Source organism: Kribbella sp. NPDC051620, assembly GCF_044453825.1.
GTDB lineage: Bacteria > Actinomycetota > Actinomycetes > Propionibacteriales > Kribbellaceae > Kribbella.
On record NZ_JBITDB010000004.1, the window covers coordinates 163,850 to 184,863 of the forward strand.

The 21,014-nt window shown below is 67.5% G+C and carries 26 protein-coding genes; 12 read left to right on the plus strand and 14 right to left on the minus strand.

Annotated features, from left to right (window positions below; genetic code table 11):
• Positions 1–31 precede the first annotated feature (31 nt).
• The gene (locus ACIA12_RS19730; protein WP_396368460.1) at positions 32–1,918 is read right to left on the minus strand and encodes a DEAD/DEAH box helicase; all 1,887 of its coding nucleotides are present in this window, start codon (positions 1,916–1,918) and stop codon (positions 32–34) included.
• Between the two features lie 190 nt (positions 1,919–2,108).
• On the opposite strand from ACIA12_RS19730, the gene ACIA12_RS19735 reads away from it, so the two are divergent.
• Entirely contained in the window at positions 2,109–2,627 is a 519-nt protein-coding gene (locus ACIA12_RS19735) for a DinB family protein (protein WP_396368461.1), read from the plus strand.
• 4 nt (positions 2,628–2,631) lie between these two features.
• Here the strand turns inward: ACIA12_RS19735 and ACIA12_RS19740 are convergent, their stop codons facing one another.
• The 4 genes from ACIA12_RS19740 to ACIA12_RS19755 all read right to left on the minus strand — a co-directional run bounded on the left by ACIA12_RS19740 (position 2,632) and on the right by ACIA12_RS19755 (position 5,285).
• Entirely contained in the window at positions 2,632–3,321 is a 690-nt protein-coding gene (locus tag ACIA12_RS19740) for a TetR family transcriptional regulator (RefSeq protein WP_396368462.1), read from the minus strand.
• The gene (locus ACIA12_RS19745) at positions 3,275–3,697 is read right to left on the minus strand and encodes a thiol-disulfide oxidoreductase DCC family protein (RefSeq protein WP_396368463.1); all 423 of its coding nucleotides are present in this window, start codon (positions 3,695–3,697) and stop codon (positions 3,275–3,277) included. Before ACIA12_RS19745 ends, ACIA12_RS19740 begins: the two co-directional genes overlap by 47 nt.
• A 6-nt stretch (positions 3,698–3,703) precedes the next feature.
• Complete coding sequence (locus ACIA12_RS19750; protein ID WP_396369376.1) at positions 3,704–4,147, minus strand: hypothetical protein; 444 nt, start codon at positions 4,145–4,147, stop codon at positions 3,704–3,706.
• Positions 4,148–4,250: 103 nt separating this feature from the next.
• Positions 4,251–5,285: an amidohydrolase family protein gene (locus ACIA12_RS19755; RefSeq protein WP_396368464.1), complete on the minus strand. Its 1,035-nt coding sequence runs from the start codon at positions 5,283–5,285 to the stop codon at positions 4,251–4,253.
• 49 nt (positions 5,286–5,334) lie between these two features.
• On the opposite strand from ACIA12_RS19755, the gene ACIA12_RS19760 reads away from it, so the two are divergent.
• Both ACIA12_RS19760 and ACIA12_RS19765 read left to right on the plus strand, forming a co-directional pair.
• Entirely contained in the window at positions 5,335–5,700 is a 366-nt protein-coding gene (locus tag ACIA12_RS19760) for a nuclear transport factor 2 family protein (protein ID WP_396368465.1), read from the plus strand.
• 146 nt (positions 5,701–5,846) lie between these two features.
• Positions 5,847–7,256: an ankyrin repeat domain-containing protein gene (locus ACIA12_RS19765; protein ID WP_396368466.1), complete on the plus strand. Its 1,410-nt coding sequence runs from the start codon at positions 5,847–5,849 to the stop codon at positions 7,254–7,256.
• Here ACIA12_RS19765 and ACIA12_RS19770 read toward each other — a convergent pair.
• A complete protein-coding gene (locus ACIA12_RS19770) occupies positions 7,246–8,349 on the minus strand; it encodes a calcium:proton antiporter (RefSeq protein WP_396368467.1) in 1,104 nt (367 codons plus the stop codon). The genes ACIA12_RS19765 and ACIA12_RS19770 overlap by 11 nt on opposite strands.
• Before the next feature lie 21 nt (positions 8,350–8,370).
• Here ACIA12_RS19770 and ACIA12_RS19775 point away from each other — a divergent pair, with 21 nt between their 5' ends.
• Complete coding sequence (locus ACIA12_RS19775; protein WP_396368468.1) at positions 8,371–8,868, plus strand: GNAT family N-acetyltransferase; 498 nt, start codon at positions 8,371–8,373, stop codon at positions 8,866–8,868.
• Here the strand turns inward: ACIA12_RS19775 and ACIA12_RS19780 are convergent.
• On the minus strand, positions 8,865–9,260 hold the full coding sequence (locus ACIA12_RS19780; RefSeq protein WP_396368469.1) for a VOC family protein: 396 nt from the start codon (positions 9,258–9,260) through the stop codon (positions 8,865–8,867). The two genes, ACIA12_RS19775 and ACIA12_RS19780, sit on opposite strands and share 4 nt — an antisense overlap.
• 48 nt (positions 9,261–9,308) lie before the next feature.
• Here ACIA12_RS19780 and ACIA12_RS19785 point away from each other — a divergent pair, with 48 nt between their 5' ends.
• A complete protein-coding gene (locus ACIA12_RS19785; RefSeq protein WP_396368470.1) occupies positions 9,309–10,205 on the plus strand; it encodes a hypothetical protein in 897 nt (298 codons plus the stop codon).
• Here ACIA12_RS19785 and ACIA12_RS19790 read toward each other — a convergent pair.
• Both ACIA12_RS19790 and ACIA12_RS19795 read right to left on the minus strand, forming a co-directional pair.
• The gene (locus tag ACIA12_RS19790; protein ID WP_343982070.1) at positions 10,177–10,371 is read right to left on the minus strand and encodes a hypothetical protein; all 195 of its coding nucleotides are present in this window, start codon (positions 10,369–10,371) and stop codon (positions 10,177–10,179) included. The genes ACIA12_RS19785 and ACIA12_RS19790 overlap by 29 nt on opposite strands.
• A 1-nt stretch (position 10,372) precedes the next feature.
• Positions 10,373–10,957 carry a TetR/AcrR family transcriptional regulator gene (locus ACIA12_RS19795; RefSeq protein ID WP_396368471.1) on the minus strand — a complete coding sequence of 195 codons (585 nt, stop codon included), beginning with the start codon at positions 10,955–10,957 and terminating at the stop codon, positions 10,373–10,375.
• 97 nt (positions 10,958–11,054) lie between these two features.
• Between ACIA12_RS19795 and ACIA12_RS19800 the strand changes: the two genes are divergently transcribed.
• On the plus strand, positions 11,055–12,275 hold the full coding sequence (locus tag ACIA12_RS19800; RefSeq protein ID WP_396368472.1) for an FAD-dependent monooxygenase: 1,221 nt from the start codon (positions 11,055–11,057) through the stop codon (positions 12,273–12,275).
• On the opposite strand, the gene ACIA12_RS19805 is transcribed toward ACIA12_RS19800, so the two are convergent.
• Positions 12,232–13,113, minus strand: a complete 882-nt coding sequence (locus tag ACIA12_RS19805; RefSeq protein WP_396368473.1) for a LysR family transcriptional regulator ArgP — start codon at positions 13,111–13,113, stop codon at positions 12,232–12,234. The genes ACIA12_RS19800 and ACIA12_RS19805 overlap by 44 nt on opposite strands.
• Positions 13,114–13,192: 79 nt before the next feature.
• Between ACIA12_RS19805 and ACIA12_RS19810 the strand changes: the two genes are divergently transcribed.
• The 3 genes from ACIA12_RS19810 to ACIA12_RS19820 are packed head-to-tail and all read left to right on the plus strand — an operon-like array spanning position 13,193 to position 15,434.
• Complete coding sequence (locus ACIA12_RS19810) at positions 13,193–13,789, plus strand: LysE/ArgO family amino acid transporter (RefSeq protein ID WP_396368474.1); 597 nt, start codon at positions 13,193–13,195, stop codon at positions 13,787–13,789.
• A 52-nt stretch (positions 13,790–13,841) separates the two neighbouring features.
• Complete coding sequence (locus ACIA12_RS19815; RefSeq protein ID WP_396368476.1) at positions 13,842–14,606, plus strand: class I SAM-dependent methyltransferase; 765 nt, start codon at positions 13,842–13,844, stop codon at positions 14,604–14,606.
• 18 nt (positions 14,607–14,624) lie between these two features.
• Positions 14,625–15,434: an MBL fold metallo-hydrolase gene (locus tag ACIA12_RS19820; protein ID WP_396368477.1), complete on the plus strand. Its 810-nt coding sequence runs from the start codon at positions 14,625–14,627 to the stop codon at positions 15,432–15,434.
• A gap of 3 nt (positions 15,435–15,437) precedes the next feature.
• Here ACIA12_RS19820 and ACIA12_RS19825 read toward each other — a convergent pair whose 3' ends face one another.
• Positions 15,438–16,346: an SDR family oxidoreductase gene (locus ACIA12_RS19825; RefSeq protein ID WP_396368478.1), complete on the minus strand. Its 909-nt coding sequence runs from the start codon at positions 16,344–16,346 to the stop codon at positions 15,438–15,440.
• A 52-nt stretch (positions 16,347–16,398) separates the two neighbouring features.
• On the opposite strand from ACIA12_RS19825, the gene ACIA12_RS19830 reads away from it, so the two are divergent.
• Positions 16,399–17,100, plus strand: a complete 702-nt coding sequence (locus ACIA12_RS19830) for a TetR/AcrR family transcriptional regulator (protein ID WP_396368479.1) — start codon at positions 16,399–16,401, stop codon at positions 17,098–17,100.
• A 5-nt stretch (positions 17,101–17,105) separates the two neighbouring features.
• Here ACIA12_RS19830 and ACIA12_RS19835 read toward each other — a convergent pair whose 3' ends face one another.
• Positions 17,106–17,513 carry a DUF3224 domain-containing protein gene (locus ACIA12_RS19835; protein WP_396368480.1) on the minus strand — a complete coding sequence of 136 codons (408 nt, stop codon included), beginning with the start codon at positions 17,511–17,513 and terminating at the stop codon, positions 17,106–17,108.
• Between the two features lie 720 nt (positions 17,514–18,233).
• Between ACIA12_RS19835 and ACIA12_RS19840 the strand changes: the two genes are divergently transcribed.
• A complete protein-coding gene (locus ACIA12_RS19840) occupies positions 18,234–18,542 on the plus strand; it encodes a hypothetical protein (RefSeq protein ID WP_396368481.1) in 309 nt (102 codons plus the stop codon).
• Positions 18,512–19,063: a hypothetical protein gene (locus ACIA12_RS19845; RefSeq protein WP_396368482.1), complete on the plus strand. Its 552-nt coding sequence runs from the start codon at positions 18,512–18,514 to the stop codon at positions 19,061–19,063. The genes ACIA12_RS19840 and ACIA12_RS19845 overlap by 31 nt, the downstream gene beginning before the upstream one ends.
• Before the next feature lie 39 nt (positions 19,064–19,102).
• Here the strand turns inward: ACIA12_RS19845 and ACIA12_RS19850 are convergent, their stop codons facing one another.
• Together ACIA12_RS19850 and ACIA12_RS19855 are read right to left on the minus strand one after the other, a co-directional pair.
• A complete protein-coding gene (locus ACIA12_RS19850) occupies positions 19,103–20,242 on the minus strand; it encodes an MFS transporter (RefSeq protein ID WP_396368483.1) in 1,140 nt (379 codons plus the stop codon).
• A gap of 93 nt (positions 20,243–20,335) precedes the next feature.
• Positions 20,336–20,959, minus strand: coding sequence for a DUF4865 family protein (locus ACIA12_RS19855; protein ID WP_396368484.1), 624 nt, complete (start codon positions 20,957–20,959; stop codon positions 20,336–20,338).
• Positions 20,960–21,014 lie beyond the last annotated feature (55 nt).

Genomic DNA, 21,014 nt, shown 5'->3' on the forward strand with positions numbered 1-21,014 from the left:
GGCTCAACTCTTCAGCTAACTTCCCGGGTGGTCAGCGGCTGCGGCGTGTGCCGCCTGCGCGGGTGCCTGCGGAGAAGGCTGCTGCGCCGGCGGGGCGGCTGCTCGCGCCGGGCGTGGTGGTGCTGTACGTCTTCGGTGCTGCGGAGCCGCGGCCCTGGGAGCGGGTCTTGGTGGTCTGGCCTCCGCCAGAGCGTCCGCCCTGTCCACCGGAGCCGTTGGCCCGTCCGCCACCGCTCGCACCGCGGCCGGCACCAGCGCCAGCGCCGCCTGCGCCGCGACCGGCACCTGCGCCGTTCGCGGAGCCGGAGCGCTCGGAGCGGGTGCCTCCGCCGCCCTTCGCGGAGGTGGAGCCGGCGCCGCGTGCCGAGCCGGAGCCCGCCCCGCGGCCGGAGCCAGTGCCTCGCGACGAGCCGGATGCGCGGCCTCGGCCACGACCGCCGCCGCCTGCGCGGCGTACCTCGTCGTCGGCGACCACCTTGATCGTCGGAGTGACGAAGGTGCGCTCGCCGGGAGCCAGCTCGGCGAGCAGCGGGTCGCCGACGCGGAGCTTGGTGACCGTGGCGGCGATACCGGCCTTGCGGGTGAGGTCCCGGACGTCGCGGACCTGGTCGTCCGTCATCAGCGTGACGACCGTGCCCTCGGCACCGGCGCGCGCAGTACGGCCCGACCGGTGCAGGTAGGCCTTGTGCTCGATCGGCGGGTCCGCGTGGATGACGAGTGTGATGTCGTCGACGTGGATGCCGCGCGCGGCGATGTCGGTCGCGACCAGCGTCTTGGCGGAACCGTCGGAGAAGGCCTCCAGGTTTCGCGTGCGAGCGCCCTGCGACAGGTTGCCGTGCAACTCGACGGCCGGGACACCCTGCGCGATGAGCTTCTTGGTGAGCGACTTCGCGCCGTACTTCGTCCTGGTGAAGACGAGCGTCCGGCCGGGTGCCGCGGTCAGGTCGACGAGCACGGGCAACCGGCTGTCCGACTGGACGTGCAACACGTGGTGGGTCATCTTCGTCACCGGCGACTGCGCCGAGTCGACGCTGTGCGTCACCGGCGACTTCATGAACCGCTTGACCAGGACGTCGACACCGGCGTCCAGAGTGGCCGAGAACAGCAGCCGCTGGGCGTTCGCCGGAGTCGCCTCCAGGATCCGCCGGACGGCGGGCAGGAAGCCGAGGTCGGCCATGTGGTCGGCCTCGTCCAGCACGGTGATCTCGACCTGGTCGAGCTTGGCGTGACCGGTCTTGACGTGGTCCTCGAGCCGGCCCGGGCAGGCGATCACGATGTCGACGCCGCGCTTCAGCTGAGTGATCTGCGGGCCCGCGCCGACGCCACCGAAGATGGTCATCGTGCGCAGGTCGAGCGCATCGGTCAGCGGCGTGATGGAGGCCTGGATCTGGGTGGCGAGCTCGCGCGTCGGCGCCAGAATCAGCGCACGCGGGTGGTTCGCCCGGCGCTTGCTGCTGCTCGTGGTGAGCCGGGCCAGCACGGGCAGGACGAACGCGTAGGTCTTGCCGGAGCCGGTCCGGCCGCGGCCGAGCACGTCCTTGCCGGCCAGCGAGTCCGGCAGCGTCGCCGCCTGGATCGGGAACGGCTTGAGGATGCCGGCGGCCGCCAGCGCCTTGACCAGCCCGGCGGGTACGCCGAGGTCGTCGAAGGTCAGGTTCTCGTCGACGACGGTCGGCGCGACCTCGGCGTACGCGGCCTGATTGCTCTCGGCAACTCCCCGACCAGTGTCGGCGGAACCACGGTGAGCCTCGGAGGCGGTCACCGGCCGGCCGGACCCGGCCGCGGAGTTGTTGCCATCGGCACCGGCGCGGCGCCGGCGACGGGGGCGCGCCGGGGCCTCACCCTGGGCGCGCGGGGGTCGTGCGGAGGTAGAAGGGGTGGAATTGGGCGTGGTGTTGCTGGGGCGGCGTGCCGCCATGAAGTACTCCAAAAGATCGGGGGGTCGTCCTGCCCGGCGCAGCTTTTGAGCCGCGGCGCGTGGTGGTCGACTGCTAGCGCAGCGTATGCACTGGATCGGCCCGAGGCAGAACTGGGCGGGCCGTCACATTCAGTGTACGGCACTGGCCGACCACTGGCAGAGCGTTACCTGATCTGGGTATCTTTCCGCCGTGACCGCCGCTGAGGAGTACCGAGTAGACCCCCCGACCGCAGGCACCGAGCGCGAACTGCTGCAGGCCTACCTCGACTTCCACCGGGGCACGTTGCTGTGGAAGACCTCGGGGCTGACCGGGAAGCAGCTCACCGAGAAGGCGATCGAGCCGTCCACGATGAGCCTGATCGGGCTGGTCCGGCACGCGACCGAGGTCGAGCGGTACTGGATCCAGATCTGCCTGGACGGCCGTTCCTTCGACCTGCTCAAGACCTGGAGCCAGGAGTTCCCCGACGGCGACTTCGACCTGGTCGACCCCGCTCGCGTCGAGGACGACTTCGCCGACTTCCGCGAGACGACCAAGCTGAACGACGAGATCCTGGCCGGCTACGACCTCGACCACACGTTCGTCCGGCCGCGGGTCGGCACCGAGCACACCGTCCGCTCCCTCTACCTCCACCTGATCGAGGAAGCCGCCCGCCACAACGGCCACGCCGACCTCTTCCGCCAACGCCTCGACGGCCTCACCGGCGAGTAGTACCTCAGACGCCCTTGAGTTGGCGGATCACGCCGACCAGGTCGTTCACGACGCCCTTGACGCCAGGGATGCGGGTCAGGCGCAGCAGCCTGTCCACCAGCGGGACCGTGCTGGTGATCAGCAGTTGCGTGCGCCGCAAACCTTTACTGTCGTCGTGCACCCAGAACAGGACGATGCCCATCTGCATCAGCCAGAGCAGCTCGGGCAGCTCCGCTCGCAGGTCGGCGGGGAGCTTGAGGTCCGAGCCTTCCACCACCTGACGGAAGATCTCGATACTCGCCTCCCGGGCCGGCCGGGACTCTTCACTGAAAGGCGACAGCGGACTCTTCGGCTCGGCGGCGGTCTTGAAGAACGTACCGGCGAACTCGTGGTATGGCTCGGACACCTCCAGCCAGCTCCGCAGTACCCCGGTGAGCCGCTTGGTGAACGACTTGTCGCCGGCCAGGAGCTCCTGCGCTGCTTCGCGATGCAGCACCTGCAGGTGGTCGTAGTACGCCTGCATCAGGTGCTCTTTGGAGCTGTAGTAGTAGTACGCGTTGCCGACCGAAACACCTGCCTCGGCGGCGATCGCCCGCATGGTCGTCTTGCCGTACCCCTGCTCGCGGAACAACCGCAGAGCCGTCGACAGAATCAGCTCACGCGTCTGCTCACCCTTGGCGGTCGCACTGTCCGTCACATCCGTCAGCGTAGTCACCCCCGATCACCTCCGAACTCCTGCTCCGCAGCCCCGCCGCCACTTGCACCATCGCCCGGGCCACCGGCCGCATCGCCGGACTAGCCAGCCGTACTGCGGTAGCCCGGTGCTCCCAGGTCGCCCACAGACACACGATCCACGCCCGGTCGCCGACGTAGACAGCTCCGTCGTCGGCAACCACCGTCACCTCGCGCAGCGTCGCCAGGTGGTCCAGCTCCGGGTACCGCGCCCTGGCTTCCGTCGACCCCGCCGCGACGAATCCGAGCCGTACCACTCCACCCAGGCCGTTCGGCCCTGGCTTCTGCGCTGCCAGCCACTCCTTGAAGCGCCGGCAGAGGCCGCACTGCGCGTCGTACAGGACCACTAGCTCTTGCATGGGCCGTCAGTAGCCTGAGGGCATCGGCTGCTGGGTGCCGGTGAGTGGAGACTGGAAGGGGCCGGCGCCGACGAAGGTGTTCGGCGGGACCGGGGGTGTGGTCATCTCCTCCAGCCGGCTGCGGCGGCGGATCGCGTTGAAGGTCCACACGTTCAGCAGGTGCAGGACACCGAGCACGACCATCACGATGCCGACCTTCACGCTGAGCTGCTCGATCACCCCGCGAGCGTCGACCACAGTGCTCCCGGTCCGCAGGAACAGCGTCACGAAGCCCAGGTTGACCAGGTAGAAGCCGACCACCAGCAGCCGGTTCACCGCGTCGGCGAAGTCCTCGTTGCCGTGGAACACGTCGACCAGGAAGATCCGCCCGTTCCGGCTCAGCGTCCGCGCCACCCAGATCGTCAGCGGCACCGCGATCAGCAGGTAGATCAGGTAGGTGACCACCGTCATTCTCACCACGTCCTCAAGTTTTGAACACGTTCAACTCTCTGACACGACGACAGTAGGCCAGCTTCTTGAACATGTTCAAGAAGCTGCTGGGGTGAGCTGGGTCTCAGCGGATCCGATGCCCGCGGAGGACGACGGCCGCGGGAGTCGCCAGTACTTCGGGATGCTCGCGCGGATCTACTTCGTAGGTTACGAGGTCGCCCTCACTGTCGAGGCCGAGGAAGTCTCGGGCCGAAGTGCTCGCTGCCTCCAGGGCCTGGGTGACGGAGAGGCCGTGGCGGACGAGTTGGTTCACCTCGCCGGCGACGGTGCCGACGACGTCTGAGCCGGCCAGGATGCGTACGCCGTACTGGTGGGCCAGCCGCAGCATCGCCGTCGCCTTCTCCGACCTGGCCTGCCTGCGGGCGCTTCGCTCGGGGGTGTCGTTCTCGGCGCCGAACATGGCGGCCGAGAGGGTCGGAGTCCACGCTCCACCACGGGACCCCAGTACTTCGAGGTCCTCGGCGGTGATGTCGTCGCCGTGCTCGACGGAGTCGATCCCCACCCGGACCAGGTCGCTGACCAATGGGGTCTGGGTGTGCGCGGCCACCCGGGCGCCGCGAGCGTGGACCGCGGCAACCATCTCGGCGACGGCATCGAGCTCATAGTTCGGGGTGACCGCGCTGCCGCGGATCGGGCCGTCCGGGCCGACCGCGGGGAAGTCGCCGACGAGCTTGATCCAGGTGGCACCGGCGTCGATCTCGGCCTCGACCGCGGCGATCAGCCCTGAGGCAGGTACCGGTTCGTACATCCCTGGGAAGTAGCTGTCCGCCGGGGCGATGAAACGTCCGGCGGCGAGGACGACGGGGCGACCGTCCTCGGGGCTCGCGGCAAGCTTCAGGGTGACGGACCTGTCGCCACCGACATCCCGGAGCGCGCCGACGCCGGTCTGCGCGAGGTCGTCGAGCATCGTCCGGGCTTCGGTCTCGCCGAGTAGTACCGGTCCGTGGTCGCCGGCGCCGAAGGTCAGGTGACAGTGCGAGTCCACGAGCCCGGGCAGCGCGAACCGGCCGGGTAATGCCTCCCGGTCACCAGCACCCGCTTCGAGATGAACCTGCTCACCGGCCGGCAGGCCAAGTCCGTCGAACACCCAGGTCGTCATCCCTCGATCCTCCCCGGCTATGAGTCCACCGCACGGCAGAATGCTGGTCATGGCGCTCAAGGAGAAGCACCTGGATCGCTGGGTGCAGGCCTACCGGCGAGCCTGGGAGTCGAACGATCCCGAGCACATCGCCGCCCTGTGGACCGAGGACGCCGCCTTCTACCGCCGCCCCGACGAGGAGCCGGTCCTCGGCCGCGACGCGATCGTGAACGCCTGGCTGGAGGTCGCCGACGCGCCGGGCGAGACGCTGTTCGAGTACCAGGTGCTTGGGTTCGGCGACGGTGTCGGTTTCGTCCGCGGCTGGACGACGTACCAGACCGACCCGCCCGGCGAGTACAGCAACCTGTGGGTGATCCGCCTCGACAAGGACGGCCGGGCGCATGAATTCACCGAGTGGTGGATGGAAAAGGCTTAGTCGCCTAGGATCGGGAATAGGCGCTCAGGGTGCCACCGGTCCGCGGGAAGGGCTCAGCCCACCTGATCTCGAGTTTTGAGTTGGTGTTGCCCACCTCCTTTCTCGCCTGACGACGCGGACAGCAGGCATGTAGAGAGGAGGTCGCCATGCCGACCCGTAATCTCCCGAACTATCCGCGCCTGGAGCACCTGAAGAGCCAGGCCAAGACGCTGCTCAAGCAGGTCCGCGCGGAAGATCCTTCAGCCGTCGCGTTGGCCGCCGAGTTCCATCCGGTGAGCACGCTCGCGGACGCGCAGGTCGCGATCGCCCGCAGCTACGGCTTCGCCAGCTGGCCGCGGCTCGTCCACCATCTCGAGCTGGTCGACAAGTACACCCGCTCGCCGCACAAGGTGCCGGCCGGCGGACAGCCCGGTGACGAATTCCTCCGGCTGGCCACACTGCACTACGGGCAGGACGATCCGGCCCAGCAGGTCGCCGCCCGGCAACTGCTCGATGACGTTGCTCTGAGCAACATCTACACCCAGGTCGTCGCCGGAGAGGTGGAGGCTGTCCGGGCGACGCTGGCCGCGGATCCGTCGCTGGCCAAGCGAGAAGGCGGGCCGTTTCGTTGGGAACCCCTTCTTTACCTGGCTTATTCGCGGCTCGAAGCCCCTGCACAGCTGGAGATCGCACAACTGTTGCTCGCCAACGGCGCGGATCCCAACGCCGGCTATCTCTGGCAGGGTATGCCATCACCCTTCACCGCGCTGACCGGCGCCTTCGGACGCGGCGAAGGCGACCAGCCACCGCACCAGCACCGGCTGGAGCTGGCTCGCCTGCTACTCGAAGCCGGCGCCGATGCGAACGACAGCCAGACGATGTACAACTGTGGCCCCGGCTGCCCGCCCCCGTACGACGACGACCACCTGGAGCTACTGCTCGAATTCGGCCTGGGCAAGGGCGACGGCGGCCCCTGGCACGAGCGGATGACGACTGCCCATCCGACGCCGAGACAGCTGTTGGAGGACGAACTGGTCTTCGCTTCCTCGCGAGGACTGCTGCACCGGGTCGAGCTGGTACTTGCCGAAGGCATCGATCCTGACGCGCGCGGCACCGAACACCCCATCTTCGTCGGCCATCGCGCCTACGAGCTGGCCGCGACCCAGGGCTTCGACGAGGTGGCCGCTCTCCTGCGCGAGGCCGGCGCGGCGCCGCTGGACGACGTGCACGAGTTGTACGCCGCCGCCTTCCGGGGCGAACCGGTCGACGCGAGTCCGGAGTTGGCTGCACGGGCGGTACGGCGGAATCCGCACCTCCCGCTCAAGGCGGCCGAGCTGGGTCGTACCGAAGCCCTGGAGCCACTGCAGGCATTGGGTTTCGATCTCTTCATGGCCGGCCGGATCACGCCGTTGCACCAGGCCGCCTTCTCGGGACACCTCGATACCGTCAAGAAGCTGATCAAGCTCGGCGCCGACGCCGCACTCGTGGAACCTGCCTACCACAGCACGCCGCGCGGCTGGGCCGAGCACAACCACCAGCAAGAGGTCGTCGACTACCTGGACAGCCTCACGGGCTGACGGTCAGGAAGAGGAACGAACCGAAGATCATCAGGTGGACCGCGCCCTGCAACAGGGTGGCCCGGCCGGTCGCCAGGGTGAGCATGCTGATCACCACGGTCAGCGCGAACAGCACCATCTCCTTGCCACCGAGGCCGAGGACAAGCGGCCCGTCGAGCCAGATCGACGCGATGGCGATCGCCGGGATCGTCAGTCCGATGCTGGCCAGGGCCGAACCGAGCGCGAGGTTGAGGCTGGTCTGAAGACGGTTCCGCAGTGCGGCTCGTACTGCGGCAACCGTCTCCGGCAGCAGTACCAGCAGCGCGATCACGACGCCCACGACCGCGAGCGGCGCACCGGCCGACTCGACCGCGGACTCCAGCTTCGGCGAGACCGTCTTGGCCAGGCCGACGACGGCGATCAGACAACCGAACAACAACACAAGACTCAGGAGCGCAACTTTGCTACTGGGTGCTTCCGCATGGATTTCTTCAGCGTCCTCCTCCGTTGCCTCTGTCACCGGAAGAAAATAGTCGCGATGCCGGATGGTCTGGACGAAGACGAACACCCCGTACATCACCAGCGAAGCGACGCCCGCGAAGGCGAGTTGGGCCGCGCTGAACGTGGCGCCCGGAGTACTGGTCGTGAAGGTCGGCAGTACGAGGCTGAGCGTGACGAGTGCCGTCATCACGGCGAGCGCGCTGCCGGACGCGTGCACCCGGAACTCCTGCGTCTTGTGCCGCAACGAGCCCACCACGAGCGCCAGCCCGAGGATGCCGTTGCAGGTGATCATCACGGCGGCGAAGACCGTGTCCCGCGCGAGTGAAGCGGCCTTCTCGCCACCGGATGCCATCAGCGTCACGATCAGCGCGACCTCGATCACCGTCACCGCGAGCGCGAGGATCAGCGTGCCGAACGGTTCGCCGACCCGGTGCGCCACCACCTCGGCGTGATGAACGGCCGCGATCACCGCCGCGCCGAGGCCGGCGCAGATGAGGATGAGCAGGATCACCCCCGGCTTGCGGCCCCAGGACAGGGCAAGGACGATGAGCGCGAGTGGGGGCACGGCCAGACTCCAGCGCGGCAGCCCATAAAGGACATGAGTCTTTGTCATCCCCTGTGATTCTATCGGCTGATGGAGATCCGAGAGGCCGTTGCAGAGGATTGGGCCGCGATCTGGCCGTTCTTCCGCGAGATCGTCACCGCCCGCGAGACCTACACCTACGACCCCGAGCTGACCTTCGAGCAGGCGCAGACCATCTGGATGTCGCCGTCATCGTCACCGCTGGCCCGGACCACGGTCGCGATCGATGCCGAGGGCAAGGTTCTGGGCAGCGCCAACATGTACCCGAACCGCCCCGGCCCGGGTGCGCACGTCGCCAGCGCGAGCTTCATGGTCGACGCCGCCGCCCGTGGCCAGGGTGTGGGCCGAGCGCTCTGCCAGGACATGATCGACTGGGCCGGCCGGAGTGGGTTCCGGTCGATCCAGTTCAACGCCGTGGTCGAGTCCAACACCACCGCGGTCAAGCTCTGGCAGTCGCTCGGCTTCGACATCATCGGCACCGTGCCCGAGGCCTTCCTCAGCCCGTCACACGGCTACGTCGGCCTGCACGTCATGCACCGGCCGCTCTAAAGGGATGCCAGCTCCTCCGGCGTGAAGGCTCGCAGAATGCAGAACTCGTTGCCTTCCGGATCCGTCATCACGACCCAGGAGACCGACTCGTCCTGACCGATCGACGCGCGCTTGGCGCCGAGCTTCTCGACCCGGGCGATCTCCGCCTCCTGGTCATCGGGACGCAGGTCCATGTGCACCCGGTTCTTCAGCGACTTCGTCTCGTTCTCCGGTACCCGGACGAACAAGATGTCGGGCACGATGCCATCCTCCGGGCTGCCCTCCGGCGGCTCGAGCACGGACTCCTTCTCGACCTCGTGGGTGATCCGCCAGCCGAGCACCTCCGCCCAGAACCTCGCCTGCGCGGCCGGATCGATCGCGTCGTAGATCACACACTGCACCCGAATACTCATGGCCGACACCCTCTCATCGCCGGGGTGCCATCTGCTTTGATCGGGTACATGACCGAATCGCGCGCCCGCCGGCTGTGGAAAGTCCTGGAGCCGTACCACGCGATCACCTACTTCGCGCCGGATACTCGCAAGGCCACTGACGCGTTGGGACTGCGCGGCGGCTGGATGAGCTACTTCGCCTGCCGGGCCGCTCCACTGGGTGCGGTCAGCCCGGAGCTGGTGACCGCGATCTTCTACAACTTCCACCCCTCGATGGTCGCCCGAGCCATCCCCGACGCGTGGAACTTCGCGACGCCCGAACAACTCCTGACCACTCGCCTGCAGGCGGTCGACAGCGCAGTACGCGGCTTCCCCAACGCCGACACAGCCGGTACGCCGGTACGCCGCGCCGCCGAATTGGCCCGACAGGCCGCCGAGCTGGCCCCGATAGCAGGGCGCCCTCTTGCAGCGGCCAATGCAGCACTCGTCTGGCCCGACGAGCCACACCTCGTGTTGTGGCAGGCCACCACGATCCTGCGGGAGTCTCGCGGCGACGGGCACGTCTCCGCGCTGGTCGGGGCCGGGCTGTCTCCGTGCCAGGCGCTCGTGACGCTGTCCGCCGCGGGCGGCCCGTCCAAGGAGGTCTTCCAGCTCAACCGGCGCTGGAGCGACGACGAGTGGGCGGCGGCCGAGGAGGATCTCCAGGCACGCGGGTTGCTCGGCGCGGACGGCGTACTGACTGATGCCGGGCATGCGCTGCGGCAGTCTGTCGAGGACACGACCGATCGACTCGCCGAGCAGGGATGGGCAGCCTTCGGCGACGCCAACGCCGACGAGCTGGACCGGCTCGTCCGGCCGATCAGCCGCGCGATCATGGCGGCCGGCCTGGTACCGGACGACAACCCGATGGCGATGCGCTGGGATGCCGCTGAGGTTGCTAGCGCTTCTGCGGACCCCGGAAAGTGACGTAGAGCAGGGAGATCCCGAAGGCCGCCACCACCGGGCCGATGACCGCCCAGATCTGCTTGCCCGACATCGAACTGCCGCCGATGTAGCCGAGCCCCTGCAGCGCCCAGACCACACCGAGAACCGTCAACAGCAGGCCGAAGGCCGCCGGTAGCGCTTTCTTCATTTCACGACCCTAGCTGGGTTGAGATGAGTTGAATCGCCTTGGCCAGGTCTTCACCCTTGGGCGCCTTGGCGGGGTCGAAAAGCCAGAGGGCGATCACGCCGAGCATCAGCGCCTGGTAGAAGGTGCCGACCTGCTGGACCGTCTCCGGGTCGGTGTTCTCGTCGGCTGATCCGAACAGCGTCGCCAGGCCCTCGCGCGCCTCGCCCTGCATCTTCGACAACGCCTCGAGCAGCTCGGGCAGGTGGGCGCCCAGGCTCAGCACCTCGTACTGCGTGACCCACAGCGCGCGTGTCTCCGGCGACTCCAGCGTCTTCACGGCCTGACCCCAGGTCGCGGCGAACCGCTCCCTGACGTCGGCCTCCCCCGGCAGCTCGGCGCTCATCGCCTTGCCGACGTCGGCGCCCCACTCGTCCAGCGCCTGGCGCATCGCCTCGTTCATCAGCGCCTCCTTGGACCCGAAGTGGTAGCCGATCGCGGCCAGGCTCACCCCGGCCGCGGTCGCGATGTCGCGTGCGGTGGTCCGGCTGTAGCCCTTCTCCATCAGGCAGGTCTTCGCGCCCTCGATCAGCGCCTCGCGATTTCCCATGACCCGATGGTAGCCGACGTCTGACACAAACGTCTTGCACGTTTGTCTAAGACCATCGTACAGTCGCCTCATCGACCCCCACTTCCAGGAGCTGACGATGACGAACAAGACCGTGCTGATCTCGGGTGCGAGCATCGCCGGACCCGCGCTGGCCTTCTGGCTGGAGCGCTTCGGCTACACCCCGACCGTGGTCGAGCGGGCGCCGGAGCCCCGGCCCGGCGGCTACGCGGTGGACTTCCGCGGCGCCTCGCTCAAGGTGCTCGACCGGATGGGCCTGCTGGAGCAGGTCCGGGCGAAGGCGACCGAGCTCGGCGATATGACGTATGTGAACGAAGCCGGCAAGCCGGTGGCCGTGATGAAGTCGACGGTGCTCAGCGGCGAGCTCGAGGTGCTCCGCGGCGACCTGGTCGAGATCCTGTACGAGGCGACGCGAGCCAAGGTCGAGTACCTGTTCGACGACTCGATCACGACGCTTCGGCAGGACGAGAAGGGGGTCGACGTCACCTTCGAGCGCGCCGCGTCACGGCGGTTCGACCTGGTGATCGGCGCGGACGGGTTGCATTCGAACGTACGCCGGATCGCCTTCGGACCGGAGTCGCAGTACGTCCACGACCTCGGGTACTACAACTGCGTCTTCACCGTCCCGAACCACCTCGGCCTGGACCACACCGCCCGGTTCGTGAACGTGCCGGGCAAGACGGCCGGCACCTACAGCGCGCGGGGCAACACCGAGGCGAAGGCGCTGTTCTACTTCGCGTCGGCGCCGTTGAAGTACGACCGGCACGACGCGACGGCGCAGCGGCGGATCCTCACCGACGCGTTCTCGGGGGTCGGCTGGGAGGTACCGCGACTGCTGTCGGGAATCTCGGAGTCATTGGACTGGTACTTCGATTCCGTCAGCCAGATCAAGCTGCCGAGCTACTCGATCGGGCGGATCGCGTTGGCGGGCGACGCGGGGTACTGCGCTTCGCCGTTGTCGGGGATGGGGACGAGTCTCGCGATCGTGGGGGCGTACGTGCTGGCAGGCGAGTTGGCCACTGCCGATGGCGACCATGTGCGGGGCTTCTCGGAGTACGAGGAGCGGATGCGGGGTTTCGTCAAGGCTTGCCAGAAGCAGGGAAAGGATGGTGGCCGGTGGTTTGTTCCTGGTAGCAAGGCGTTCCTGAAGCTCCGCAACCTGAACTTCAAGCTGCTGCCGTACCTGCCGTGGCGCAAGCTGATCGACGAGCTGCCGCTGAAGGTCGGCAACTCGATCGACCTGCCGGACTATTCAGCTAGCGCAGACCAGCTTCAGCAGCCTCGAGCACCGCGGCGGTGAGGGCTTCCAGCACGGCAGAGTCGAGCTTCCAGTGCTGCCAGTACAGCGGCACGTCGACGTACTTGCCCTGGGCAACTTCAACCAGCCGGCCGTCGGCGAGCTCCTCCGCCACCATCTCCTGCTCGATCATCCCCCAGCCGAGGCCGAGCCGGATCGCCCGGACGAACGCTCCCGGCGCGGGGATCGAGTGGGTCGGCGGATCGAGCCGGCGCCGGGTGACCTTGCGGAGCAACCGGTGCTGGAGCATGTCCTTGGCGTTGAAGACGATCATCGGCGCCGTTTCGAGTGCCTCCGGCAACGGCTTGCCGGTCAGCCAGCGGTCCGCGAACTCGGGGGTGGCGACGGACAGGTACCGCATCTTGCCGAGCGGCTGGACGCGGCAGCCCTGGACCGGGCGGGGATCGCCGGTGACCGCGGCCAGTACGGTCCCGTTGCGCAGCAGCTCGGCTGAGTGGTCCTGGTCTTCCTGGTGCAGGTCGAATGCGGTCACCAGCTCGGGCGGGACGGCGAAGAGTACAGGCAGGAACCAGTTGTTGAGCGAGTCGGCGTTGACCGCGATCGGGAGGCGGAGGCCTTCGAGCCTGCCCTTGACGGCGGCGATCGTCTCGACCTCCAGCAACGAGACCTGGCGGGCGTGGCGTAGTACGGCCTCGCCTGCTTCGGTGGCGCGAGCGGGTTTGGTCCGCTGGACCAGGACGTGGCCGAGACGGCTCTCCATCGCCTTGATCCGCTGACTGACCGCCGACGGCGTGATCCGCAGCTTGCGCGCGGCCGCGTCGAAACTGCCCTCGTCGACGACCGCCGCGAAGGTGTCCAGCTGGGCTGAGTCGAGCTGCATTTTGACACCTTCAGTTCCGCTAATGAGGCTGTAGAAAGTTTAGCTGGTTTGTTGGCTGGCTGGCTTCTACGTTCGACGTATGCCCCTGCTTGCCGGCTTCGCCACCACGCTGTCGCTGATCGTCGCGATCGGCGCGCAGAACGCCTTCGTACTCCGCCAAGGCCTGCGCCGCGAACACGTACTGCCGGTGGTACTGATCTGCGCGCTCTCCGACGCCCTGCTCATCTCAAGCGGCATCGCCGGCCTCGGCGCGTTGATCACCAGCAGCCAGGCAGCCCTCCACATCGCGCGCTACGGAGGCGCTCTCTTCCTCCTCACGTACGCCGTGATCGCAGCTCGCCGGGCCCTGAACCCGTCGGCGCTCAGCCCCGCCGATCACGCTCCGACCGCCTTGCGCAGCGTGGTCCTGACCTGCCTCGGGTTCACGTATCTCAACCCGCACGTCTATCTGGACACCGTCGTCCTGCTCGGCTCGCTGGCCAACCAGCGCGGCGACGACGGCCGCTGGATCTACGGCCTCGGCTCGGTCTCCGCCAGCTTCGCCTGGTTCTTCACGCTCGGCTTCTTCGCCCGCAAACTCGGCCCGATCTTCGCCCGCCCCCGCGCCTGGCAGTACCTGGACGGCATCATCGCCCTGCTGATGGCCACCTTGGCGACCTGGATGCTGGTGGGCTAGCTGGTCGAAAATGGCAGGCGCTCGGGGCATCGAAGATGTCAGGATGCCAGGCATGGTTGAGCGTGCTTTGAGCTTCGGTTCGGTGGCGGAGGCGTACGACCGGTTCCGGCCGGGGTATCCGGTGGAGCTTCTCGAGCTGGTGACCGAGTACGCCGGTGAGCCGATCCGGACCGCTCTAGAGATCGGCGCCGGGACAGGCAAGGCGACGCGTCTGTTCGCGCAGGGCGGGATCGCGGTCACCGCGACCGAGCCTGACGCGGCGATGCTCGCGGAGTTGCGCAAACAGCTGCCGGCGAACGTCACTCCCGTGCAAGCCGCTTTCGAGGACTTGCCGCTGGATTCGTCGTACGGGCTGGTGTATTCGGCTGCCGCGCTCCATTGGACCAATCCTGTGGGCCGGTGGGAGCGGATGGCCGCGCTCGTCCAGCCGGGTGGCGTGTTCGCCTCGTTCGGGGTGCCGATCCAGTTGGCCGATCCGGCTCTCAAGGAGGCTGCGCGCGCGGCACGTTCGCCGTACCTGGACGATGACGGTGTGCCGTCGCCTGATGGGACGCCTGAGGATCGCCCGATGCAATGGCCCGGTACGGAGCTTCAGCACTCCGAGTGGTTCACCGATGTCCGGCAGGTGGTGCTCGAACGGCGGCTGATGCTGAGCGCCCAGGACTACATCGGACAGCTGTCGACGGTTTCGGCGTACGTGCTGCTCTCGCCGGCGGACCGTGACGAGGTCTTTCGCCGGACGCTCGAAGTCCTCCCCGAGACGGTGGAACTCGACGCGCAGGTCCATGTCCACCTCGCCCGCCGCTTGGGAGACTAGCTCTGGGGGTGCTGCCGCGTGGACGTGACGGTCTTGTGTGATGCGGTGGCGGTGTTTCCGGAGCGGGTGGAGACGGCGTTGCCAGGGTGGTCTGCTTCGGAGGCTGAGTGGACGGCGGCGGCTGCGCCGGGGAATGTGGCTGCTGGGGGTGGGTGGTGGCTGCATTTCCACAGCTATCTGGTGACGTCCGCGGCCGGTGTTTTGCTGGTTGATACGGGGATCGGGCCGGCTGGGGGTGAGGCGGCGGCTGAGTGGTTGGGGACGGCTGGGCGGTTGCCTGCTTTGCTGGAGGCGGCCGGGGTGGAGGCTGCGGAGGTCGACACGGTGGTGTTGACGCATATTCATCTGGATCACGCGGGATGGAATCTGGCTTCGACAGTGCCGCGGTTTGGGAATGCGACGTATGTGGTGCAGCAGGCCGAGGTGGAGCATGCGCGGGGGTCGGCGACGTACGAGAGGCTGGTCCGGCCTCTTGCTGATGCTGGGCAGTTGCGGACTGTGGATGGAGAGGTGTCGCTCGACGCCGGGGTGCGGTTGTTGCCGACGCCGGGGCATACGCCTGGGCATCAGTGCGTGGTGACATCGCGTGCTGTGCTCGGGGGCGACGTGCTGGTGCATCCGGCGCAGGGGCGGTGGCCTGAGTTGACTTATGTGTACGAGACGGACCCGGCGGTTGCGGTGACGTCGCGGCGGTCAGTACTCGCGTTGGCGGCGGCTACGGGAGTACCGATTGCTGCTGCGCATCCTCACACGGCGTTGGACTCGTCCGGGATTCCTTTGCCTGCTAGGGATTCCGGCAAGGGTCTGTGCCCGCCGTACAAGCTCTAGCGGTCAACGGTAGCCAGTGGTGTCGGCGGGCTTGCCCTGGGATTCCACCTCGACGATGTAGCGCCAGGCGTCTGGCTGGCTGCCGTCGAGGTCGGTGAAGCCGTAGACCTTGGCCAGTTCGCCGCTGGACAGTGACTTGCCATGGTACCGGGAGACGTCGGGGTCGGCGGCCAGTGCGGCCACTGCGCGTCCGACGTACGAGGGACTCTCCGAGATCGCGAAATGCGGGATGCGTTCGGTCGCGTCGCGCCAGTTCTCCTCGGTGACGCCGAAGCCATCGAGCATCGCCTCGGAACGGAGCCAGCCGGGGGTGAGCAGGACCGAGGTCGTGTCGTACTTCTCCAGGTCATGCGCCAGCGCGAACGCCATCCGGCTGACCGCGCCCTTGGCGACGTCGTAGAAGAACGAGGCACGGTAGTTGGTCGCGTTGTACTCGTCCGTTCCGTCGGTCATCTCGACCACCAGGCCGCCGGGCGACCTGATCAGCAACGGCAACGCGAAGTGGCTGGTGATCGCGTGCGTCTCGACCCCGAGCCGGAACAGCTTGAGCCCGTCGTCGAGCTGCGACTCCCAGACGGTCTTGTCCCAGTTCGGTTCGCCGGTCTGGCCCCAGATGTCGTTCACGAGGATGTGCAACGCGCCCTGCTCGGCCTCGATCTGCTCGACGAGTTTTTTCACCTGCTGCGGATCGGTGTGATCGACCTGTACCGCGATCCCGCGACCGCCCGCCGCGTCGACGAGCTCGGCGGTCTCCTCGATCGTCTCGGGACGATTCATCTCCGAGCGCTGCGCTCGGGTGGACCGGCCCGTCACGTAGACGGTCGCGCCGGCCGCGCCGAGCTGGACCGCGATCCCCCGCCCCGCCGCTCGCGTCCCGCCGGCCACCAACGCCACCTTGCCCGCCAAGCTCATCTGTTGCCTCCCGGTGCAGCCATACGATGTATGGTTTAGTACCATACGACGTATGGTTAATGCTGGCAAGCCACTTCCGGGCCGCTCGGGACGGCCACGGGCGGGGGAAGAGCGGCTCAGCCGGGAGGCCATCCTCGAAGCGGCGCTGCGCATCGTCGACACCGAGGGGCTGGACGCGATGACGATGCGCCGGCTCGCCTCGACGCTCGGCGTGAACCCGATGTCGATCTACCACCACCTGCCGAACAAGGCCGCCGTCTTCGCCGGGCTCGCTGAACTCGTCTTCGCCCAGTTGGAGTCCACCCCGCCGGACGACAGCGCGCCGTGGCAGGACGAGTTGAAAGCCGCGGCCGCCGCCTACCGCGATGCTCTGCGCGCCCATCCGAATCTCGCCCTGCAGATCCTCTCGGACACGTCAGCGGTCTCCGAGGTCGTCGTGGTCACGGTCGAACCGTTCTACCGAGCCCTCGACCGGGCAGGCGCCGAACCACGGCAGATCTTCGAGGCCGTCAACACGATCATCGACTTCATCCACGGCTTCAGCCTCGGCGAGACATCGGTCCGCGCCGAAACCTTCGACCTCGCACCCGACCTGCTCACCCGAGTCAACGCCCTTGCTCCCGGCAAGGCACCAACGCTGGCCCGGGTAGTCACCGAACTGGGCACGGAGGGTCTGGCGTACGACTTCAACACCGGCTTCACCACGGGAATCGCCGTCCTCGTCGACGGCATCACCACCCGCTTCGGGTTGTGAGCCGCTCAGCTCAACCGGTAGTGCACGCGGACGTCATGGCCTCCGCCTGACGTGTCGATCTCAAGAGTGCCGCTGATGCCGGCCAGTTGACCGGTGCCGGAGCCCGGTGCGAATTCGTAGTACAGGGTCGTTTCCCCATCCATCGTGCCGTACTGCTGAAGCACGACCGCCCCGGCCCGTCCGTCGAGGGTCCCCTGAAACAACTCAAGGGCGACATATCCCGCCTTACCCGCCGCCGGATCACCCGCCGACAACATGAACCCGGTACTGCTCCCGTCCATCCCGCCAGTCCACACCTTGCTGAAGTCGAACCGCGCAGTTGCCTCCAGCAACGATTCCCCCGGCTGCAGGTCAATACTGAACGCCGCCACCGTCTCCCGCACCCCAGCCACCGCCGCCAAGTCCTCAGCCATGCGAGGAACCCTAACTCCACCCACTCCCAGGCTGCTTGTAAGAACACGACACCTCCAACGACCTGCTGTCCCCCACCGGACCGGCTCAGCCCACCAACCAACGGACAAGACAACCCACACGTCAGCTCGCCTCGCCCATCGCCGGCAGAGCAACAAAGCGCCGACCCGGCGCGACTACCACGTCAGCACAGGGATCCTCCCCAACACATCACCACCTGGCCAGCCCGCCAACAACAACCGACGCGGCCAACGGGTCGACCCGACCAGTCCCACCGACGTGACGATGCCAGAAGGCCCGCCGGAGCGAACGCCTTCGCCAAGCCGGCGACGCAGGAGCCGGCGCATTGGGCGGGTGGGAGCACAGCGCGGGTGAGCGACGAAGGAGCGAGCAGAGCGCCGGCGTGGGGATCCTTCGCAAGACACCAACCCCTGGCCAACCCGCCAACAGCAGCCGTCGCAGCCGACGGGCCAGCCCCACCGATCCGACCCGACGAGACGACGACGCGAGACGGGCCGCCGCAGCCAACGCCTTTGCCAAGCCGGCGACGCAGGAGCCGGCGCGTTGGGCGGGTGGGAGCACAGCGCGGGTGAGCGAAGAAGGTGCGAGCAGAGCGCCGGCGTGGGGATTCTTTGGGTGGGGTGGTCCAAGGGGCGGGAAAGGTGGGATGGGTGGAGTTGAGGGCGCTGATACTCGGGGGACCCCACCGCTCGGAGGTTTTGATGCGTGCGAAGGTTTTGTATGTCAGCGATTTGACGTATCCGGCTCGTGGTCGGCGGTACGGGGATGAGGACGCCTATCTCACCCGGGAACTGCGGGAGCACTTCGATCTGGCGTTGTGTCATCCGTTGGATGCGGTCGGATTGATGGACCGGTTCGACGCGGTGATCGTGCGGAACAGCGGGCCGGTGCTGCACTTCCAGGCGGAGTACGACGAGTTCCGGGCGGCGGCGATCGCACGGGGAACGCGGGTGTTCAACCAGCTCAGCGGTAGGCCGACATGGTCGGCAAGCAGTATCTGGTGGAGTTGAGCGACGCCGGCTACCCGGTGATCCCGACGACCGACAGCGATCCGTCCACGTTGCCGGAGTCGGCCGGTTATCTGGTGAAGCCGAAGCTTGGTTCGGACTCGATCGGGCTGCGCAAGGTCTCCCGCGACGAGCTGAGCAACCTGTCTCTCGATGGGATGCTCGCGCAGCCGTTGGTCGATTTCCGGTACGAGGTGTCCTTCTACTTCGTCGATCGCGACTTCCAGTACGCGCTGTACACCCCGGATCCCCAGCACCGTTGGGAGCTCGAGCCCTACCACCCCACCGAGGACGACCTCGCCTTCGCCCAGCGCTTCGTCGACTGGAACACGATCGACCACGGCATCCAGCGCGTCGACGCCTGCCGGACCCGTACCACCGCCGCGACCGGTGCCGGCGAGCTGCTGCTGGTCGAGCTCGAGGACCTCAACCCCTTCCTCTCATTGGCTTCGACCACCGACGAGCACCGAACCGCCTTCGTGAACCGGGTCGCCTCGTCCCTCGACACCCTGCTGAGCCTGTGAGGCCACTGGGATTCTGATCAGGCAGAGGTGGACCAACCATCATTCTTCCTCTTGTTGTGAAGCCGGCGGCGGCAGAGCGGCCGGCGTGATCAGGGCAGTCAGGAACAACGGGATGGTCAGACCGGCCACCAGCACCGGCAGCGCGAACCAGACCGCTCCCAGCGCGAATCCCGCGTAGACCAAGACAGCGAAGACCTCGGCGAACAAGCCCGACACCGAGGTCACCGTCGCCCGTGCCGGACCTGTGATGGCGTCCTGCAAGCGCGCCTCGGCGACGATGATCACGAGCTGCATCGCGCCGTACCCGAGCGCGATCGGCACGAACCCGACAGCCGTCCCGCTCAACGCACCCCACGCCAGCAACCCGGCCGACAACGCCAGCCCGACGCCGAGCACCCATCCCCGCATCCGGTACGCCGGACCCGCGAGCGCACCGCCGATCGCCTGAGCGGCAACCGTGCCGGCGATCAGCAACGGCACGAGCGCAGTCGAAGCGCCGATTCCCCTTGCCAGCAACGGGAAGTACTCGTCGAAAGCCAGGAATCCACCGAGCAGCGCGACCAGCAGAACAGCTTGCCGAACGACCCGACTGGTCGTCACCTCGGACAGGCCAGCCCGCAACATCAACAGGTACCGCCCAAGCACACTCAAGCTTTCTGCTTGTGCCTCCTTTGTCTCGTCGGCTGTGGCGACAGGGGTCGCCTCAGGTAGGGACAGGGCTACGGCTGCCTGGACGAGGCAGCTGCAGACGCTGATGAGGCCCAGCAACGGGTAGCCGCCGAGCTTGAACAGCGGTGCGGCCAAGGCAGTCGCAGCGAGGTTCAGTACCAACGCGGCCGACTTCGACCGACCGATCAGCCCGGCGTACCGGTTGGCGGCCCCACGCGCAGCGAGTTCGTCGTACACGAGGGCTTCGAAGGTGCCCGAGATCAGCGCGGAGCTGATCCCCCACAACACGAAGCCGAGCGCGAACCCGGCGTACGAGGGGATGATGATCCAGCCTGCGAAGCCCAGACCGCGAACGAGCGTGCCGAACACCAGCAGTTTGCGTCGGGAGAAGACATCCGCCCAGGCGCCGGACGGCACCTCGAGCAGGAAAGCGGTCGTCGACCAGATGATGAACAGCGACGAGACCTCCGTCGCCGAGAGCCCGTGATCGGTGAACAGCAACTGATACACCGGATACAGCGGGATGAAGTCCTGCAGCGCCTCGAAGGCGACGATCCGCGCAGACAGACTGCGCGGGACAGCGTTGGGTTGGCGGCTGGATTGTCAAAGGTGCGGCGCTGAGTAGTTCATACCAAAGAAGATATCCGCCAACCCGCTACCCGAACAGCTCCTTTGTTCCAGGTGTGGATAAGTGCAGAACTGGTACCGCGTCCCCGGCACGATCCCCGGCTCGCCACTCCACAAGGTGAAGTGCACCACCTCCCACCGCTCAGGATCCACAGCGATCGCCGAGCTGTGGACACCGGGCAGCTCGACGGTCTGCTGCAACGCGGCCATCGCCTCGGCCACCGGCTCAGCCGGGTCGACCTCCGCCGGCAACTTCCACACGTTCTTCGTCGCGCCCACCGCCGGCTGGTCCACATCACCGCCGGCCTTAGCCACAGCACCGGTCCAGTGCCGCACACTCGGCCGCCCGAACGACTGGCAGATCCCGCTGAAGAACCCGCCACCCCACAGGAATCGGCCCATCCCCGCCACGTCGTTCCACAGGTAGAACGGCGCGTACAGGTTCACGATCGCCCCGTTGGCCTGGTCCTGCACCAGGTACGCCTTGATCCCCAGCCCCTCGAAGTCGTCCGTCCGGTCCCCCAGCGTCTCGACGCGGCGCCGGATGATCCCCATGTCGTAGTCCGTCGGCAGATTCAGCTCGTACTGCATCGCGTACATGTCGTACATACTAGTTGGTACAGAGCGAAATTGAGAAGCGTTTCGCACCCCGGTC

Coding starts and splice junctions, on each gene's coding strand:
- ACIA12_RS19730 (WP_396368460.1), bottom strand. CDS start 1,918: ATGGCGGCACGCCGCCCCAGCAACACCACGCCCAATTCCACCCCTTCT.
- ACIA12_RS19745 (WP_396368463.1), bottom strand. CDS start 3,697: ATGCAAGAGCTAGTGGTCCTGTACGACGCGCAGTGCGGCCTCTGCCGG.
- ACIA12_RS19750 (WP_396369376.1), bottom strand. CDS start 4,147: ATGACGGTGGTCACCTACCTGATCTACCTGCTGATCGCGGTGCCGCTG.
- ACIA12_RS19755 (WP_396368464.1), bottom strand. CDS start 5,285: ATGACGACCTGGGTGTTCGACGGACTTGGCCTGCCGGCCGGTGAGCAG.
- ACIA12_RS19760 (WP_396368465.1), top strand. CDS start 5,335: ATGGCGCTCAAGGAGAAGCACCTGGATCGCTGGGTGCAGGCCTACCGG.
- ACIA12_RS19765 (WP_396368466.1), top strand. CDS start 5,847: ATGCCGACCCGTAATCTCCCGAACTATCCGCGCCTGGAGCACCTGAAG.
- ACIA12_RS19770 (WP_396368467.1), bottom strand. CDS start 8,349: ATGACAAAGACTCATGTCCTTTATGGGCTGCCGCGCTGGAGTCTGGCC.
- ACIA12_RS19775 (WP_396368468.1), top strand. CDS start 8,371: ATGGAGATCCGAGAGGCCGTTGCAGAGGATTGGGCCGCGATCTGGCCG.
- ACIA12_RS19780 (WP_396368469.1), bottom strand. CDS start 9,260: ATGAGTATTCGGGTGCAGTGTGTGATCTACGACGCGATCGATCCGGCC.
- ACIA12_RS19785 (WP_396368470.1), top strand. CDS start 9,309: ATGACCGAATCGCGCGCCCGCCGGCTGTGGAAAGTCCTGGAGCCGTAC.
- ACIA12_RS19790 (WP_343982070.1), bottom strand. CDS start 10,371: ATGAAGAAAGCGCTACCGGCGGCCTTCGGCCTGCTGTTGACGGTTCTC.
- ACIA12_RS19795 (WP_396368471.1), bottom strand. CDS start 10,957: ATGGGAAATCGCGAGGCGCTGATCGAGGGCGCGAAGACCTGCCTGATG.
- ACIA12_RS19800 (WP_396368472.1), top strand. CDS start 11,055: ATGACGAACAAGACCGTGCTGATCTCGGGTGCGAGCATCGCCGGACCC.
- ACIA12_RS19805 (WP_396368473.1), bottom strand. CDS start 13,113: ATGCAGCTCGACTCAGCCCAGCTGGACACCTTCGCGGCGGTCGTCGAC.
- ACIA12_RS19810 (WP_396368474.1), top strand. CDS start 13,193: ATGCCCCTGCTTGCCGGCTTCGCCACCACGCTGTCGCTGATCGTCGCG.
- ACIA12_RS19815 (WP_396368476.1), top strand. CDS start 13,842: ATGGTTGAGCGTGCTTTGAGCTTCGGTTCGGTGGCGGAGGCGTACGAC.
- ACIA12_RS19825 (WP_396368478.1), bottom strand. CDS start 16,346: ATGAGCTTGGCGGGCAAGGTGGCGTTGGTGGCCGGCGGGACGCGAGCG.
- ACIA12_RS19830 (WP_396368479.1), top strand. CDS start 16,399: ATGGTTAATGCTGGCAAGCCACTTCCGGGCCGCTCGGGACGGCCACGG.
- ACIA12_RS19835 (WP_396368480.1), bottom strand. CDS start 17,513: ATGGCTGAGGACTTGGCGGCGGTGGCTGGGGTGCGGGAGACGGTGGCG.
- ACIA12_RS19840 (WP_396368481.1), top strand. CDS start 18,234: ATGCGTGCGAAGGTTTTGTATGTCAGCGATTTGACGTATCCGGCTCGT.
- ACIA12_RS19845 (WP_396368482.1), top strand. CDS start 18,512: ATGGTCGGCAAGCAGTATCTGGTGGAGTTGAGCGACGCCGGCTACCCG.
- ACIA12_RS19855 (WP_396368484.1), bottom strand. CDS start 20,959: ATGTACGCGATGCAGTACGAGCTGAATCTGCCGACGGACTACGACATG.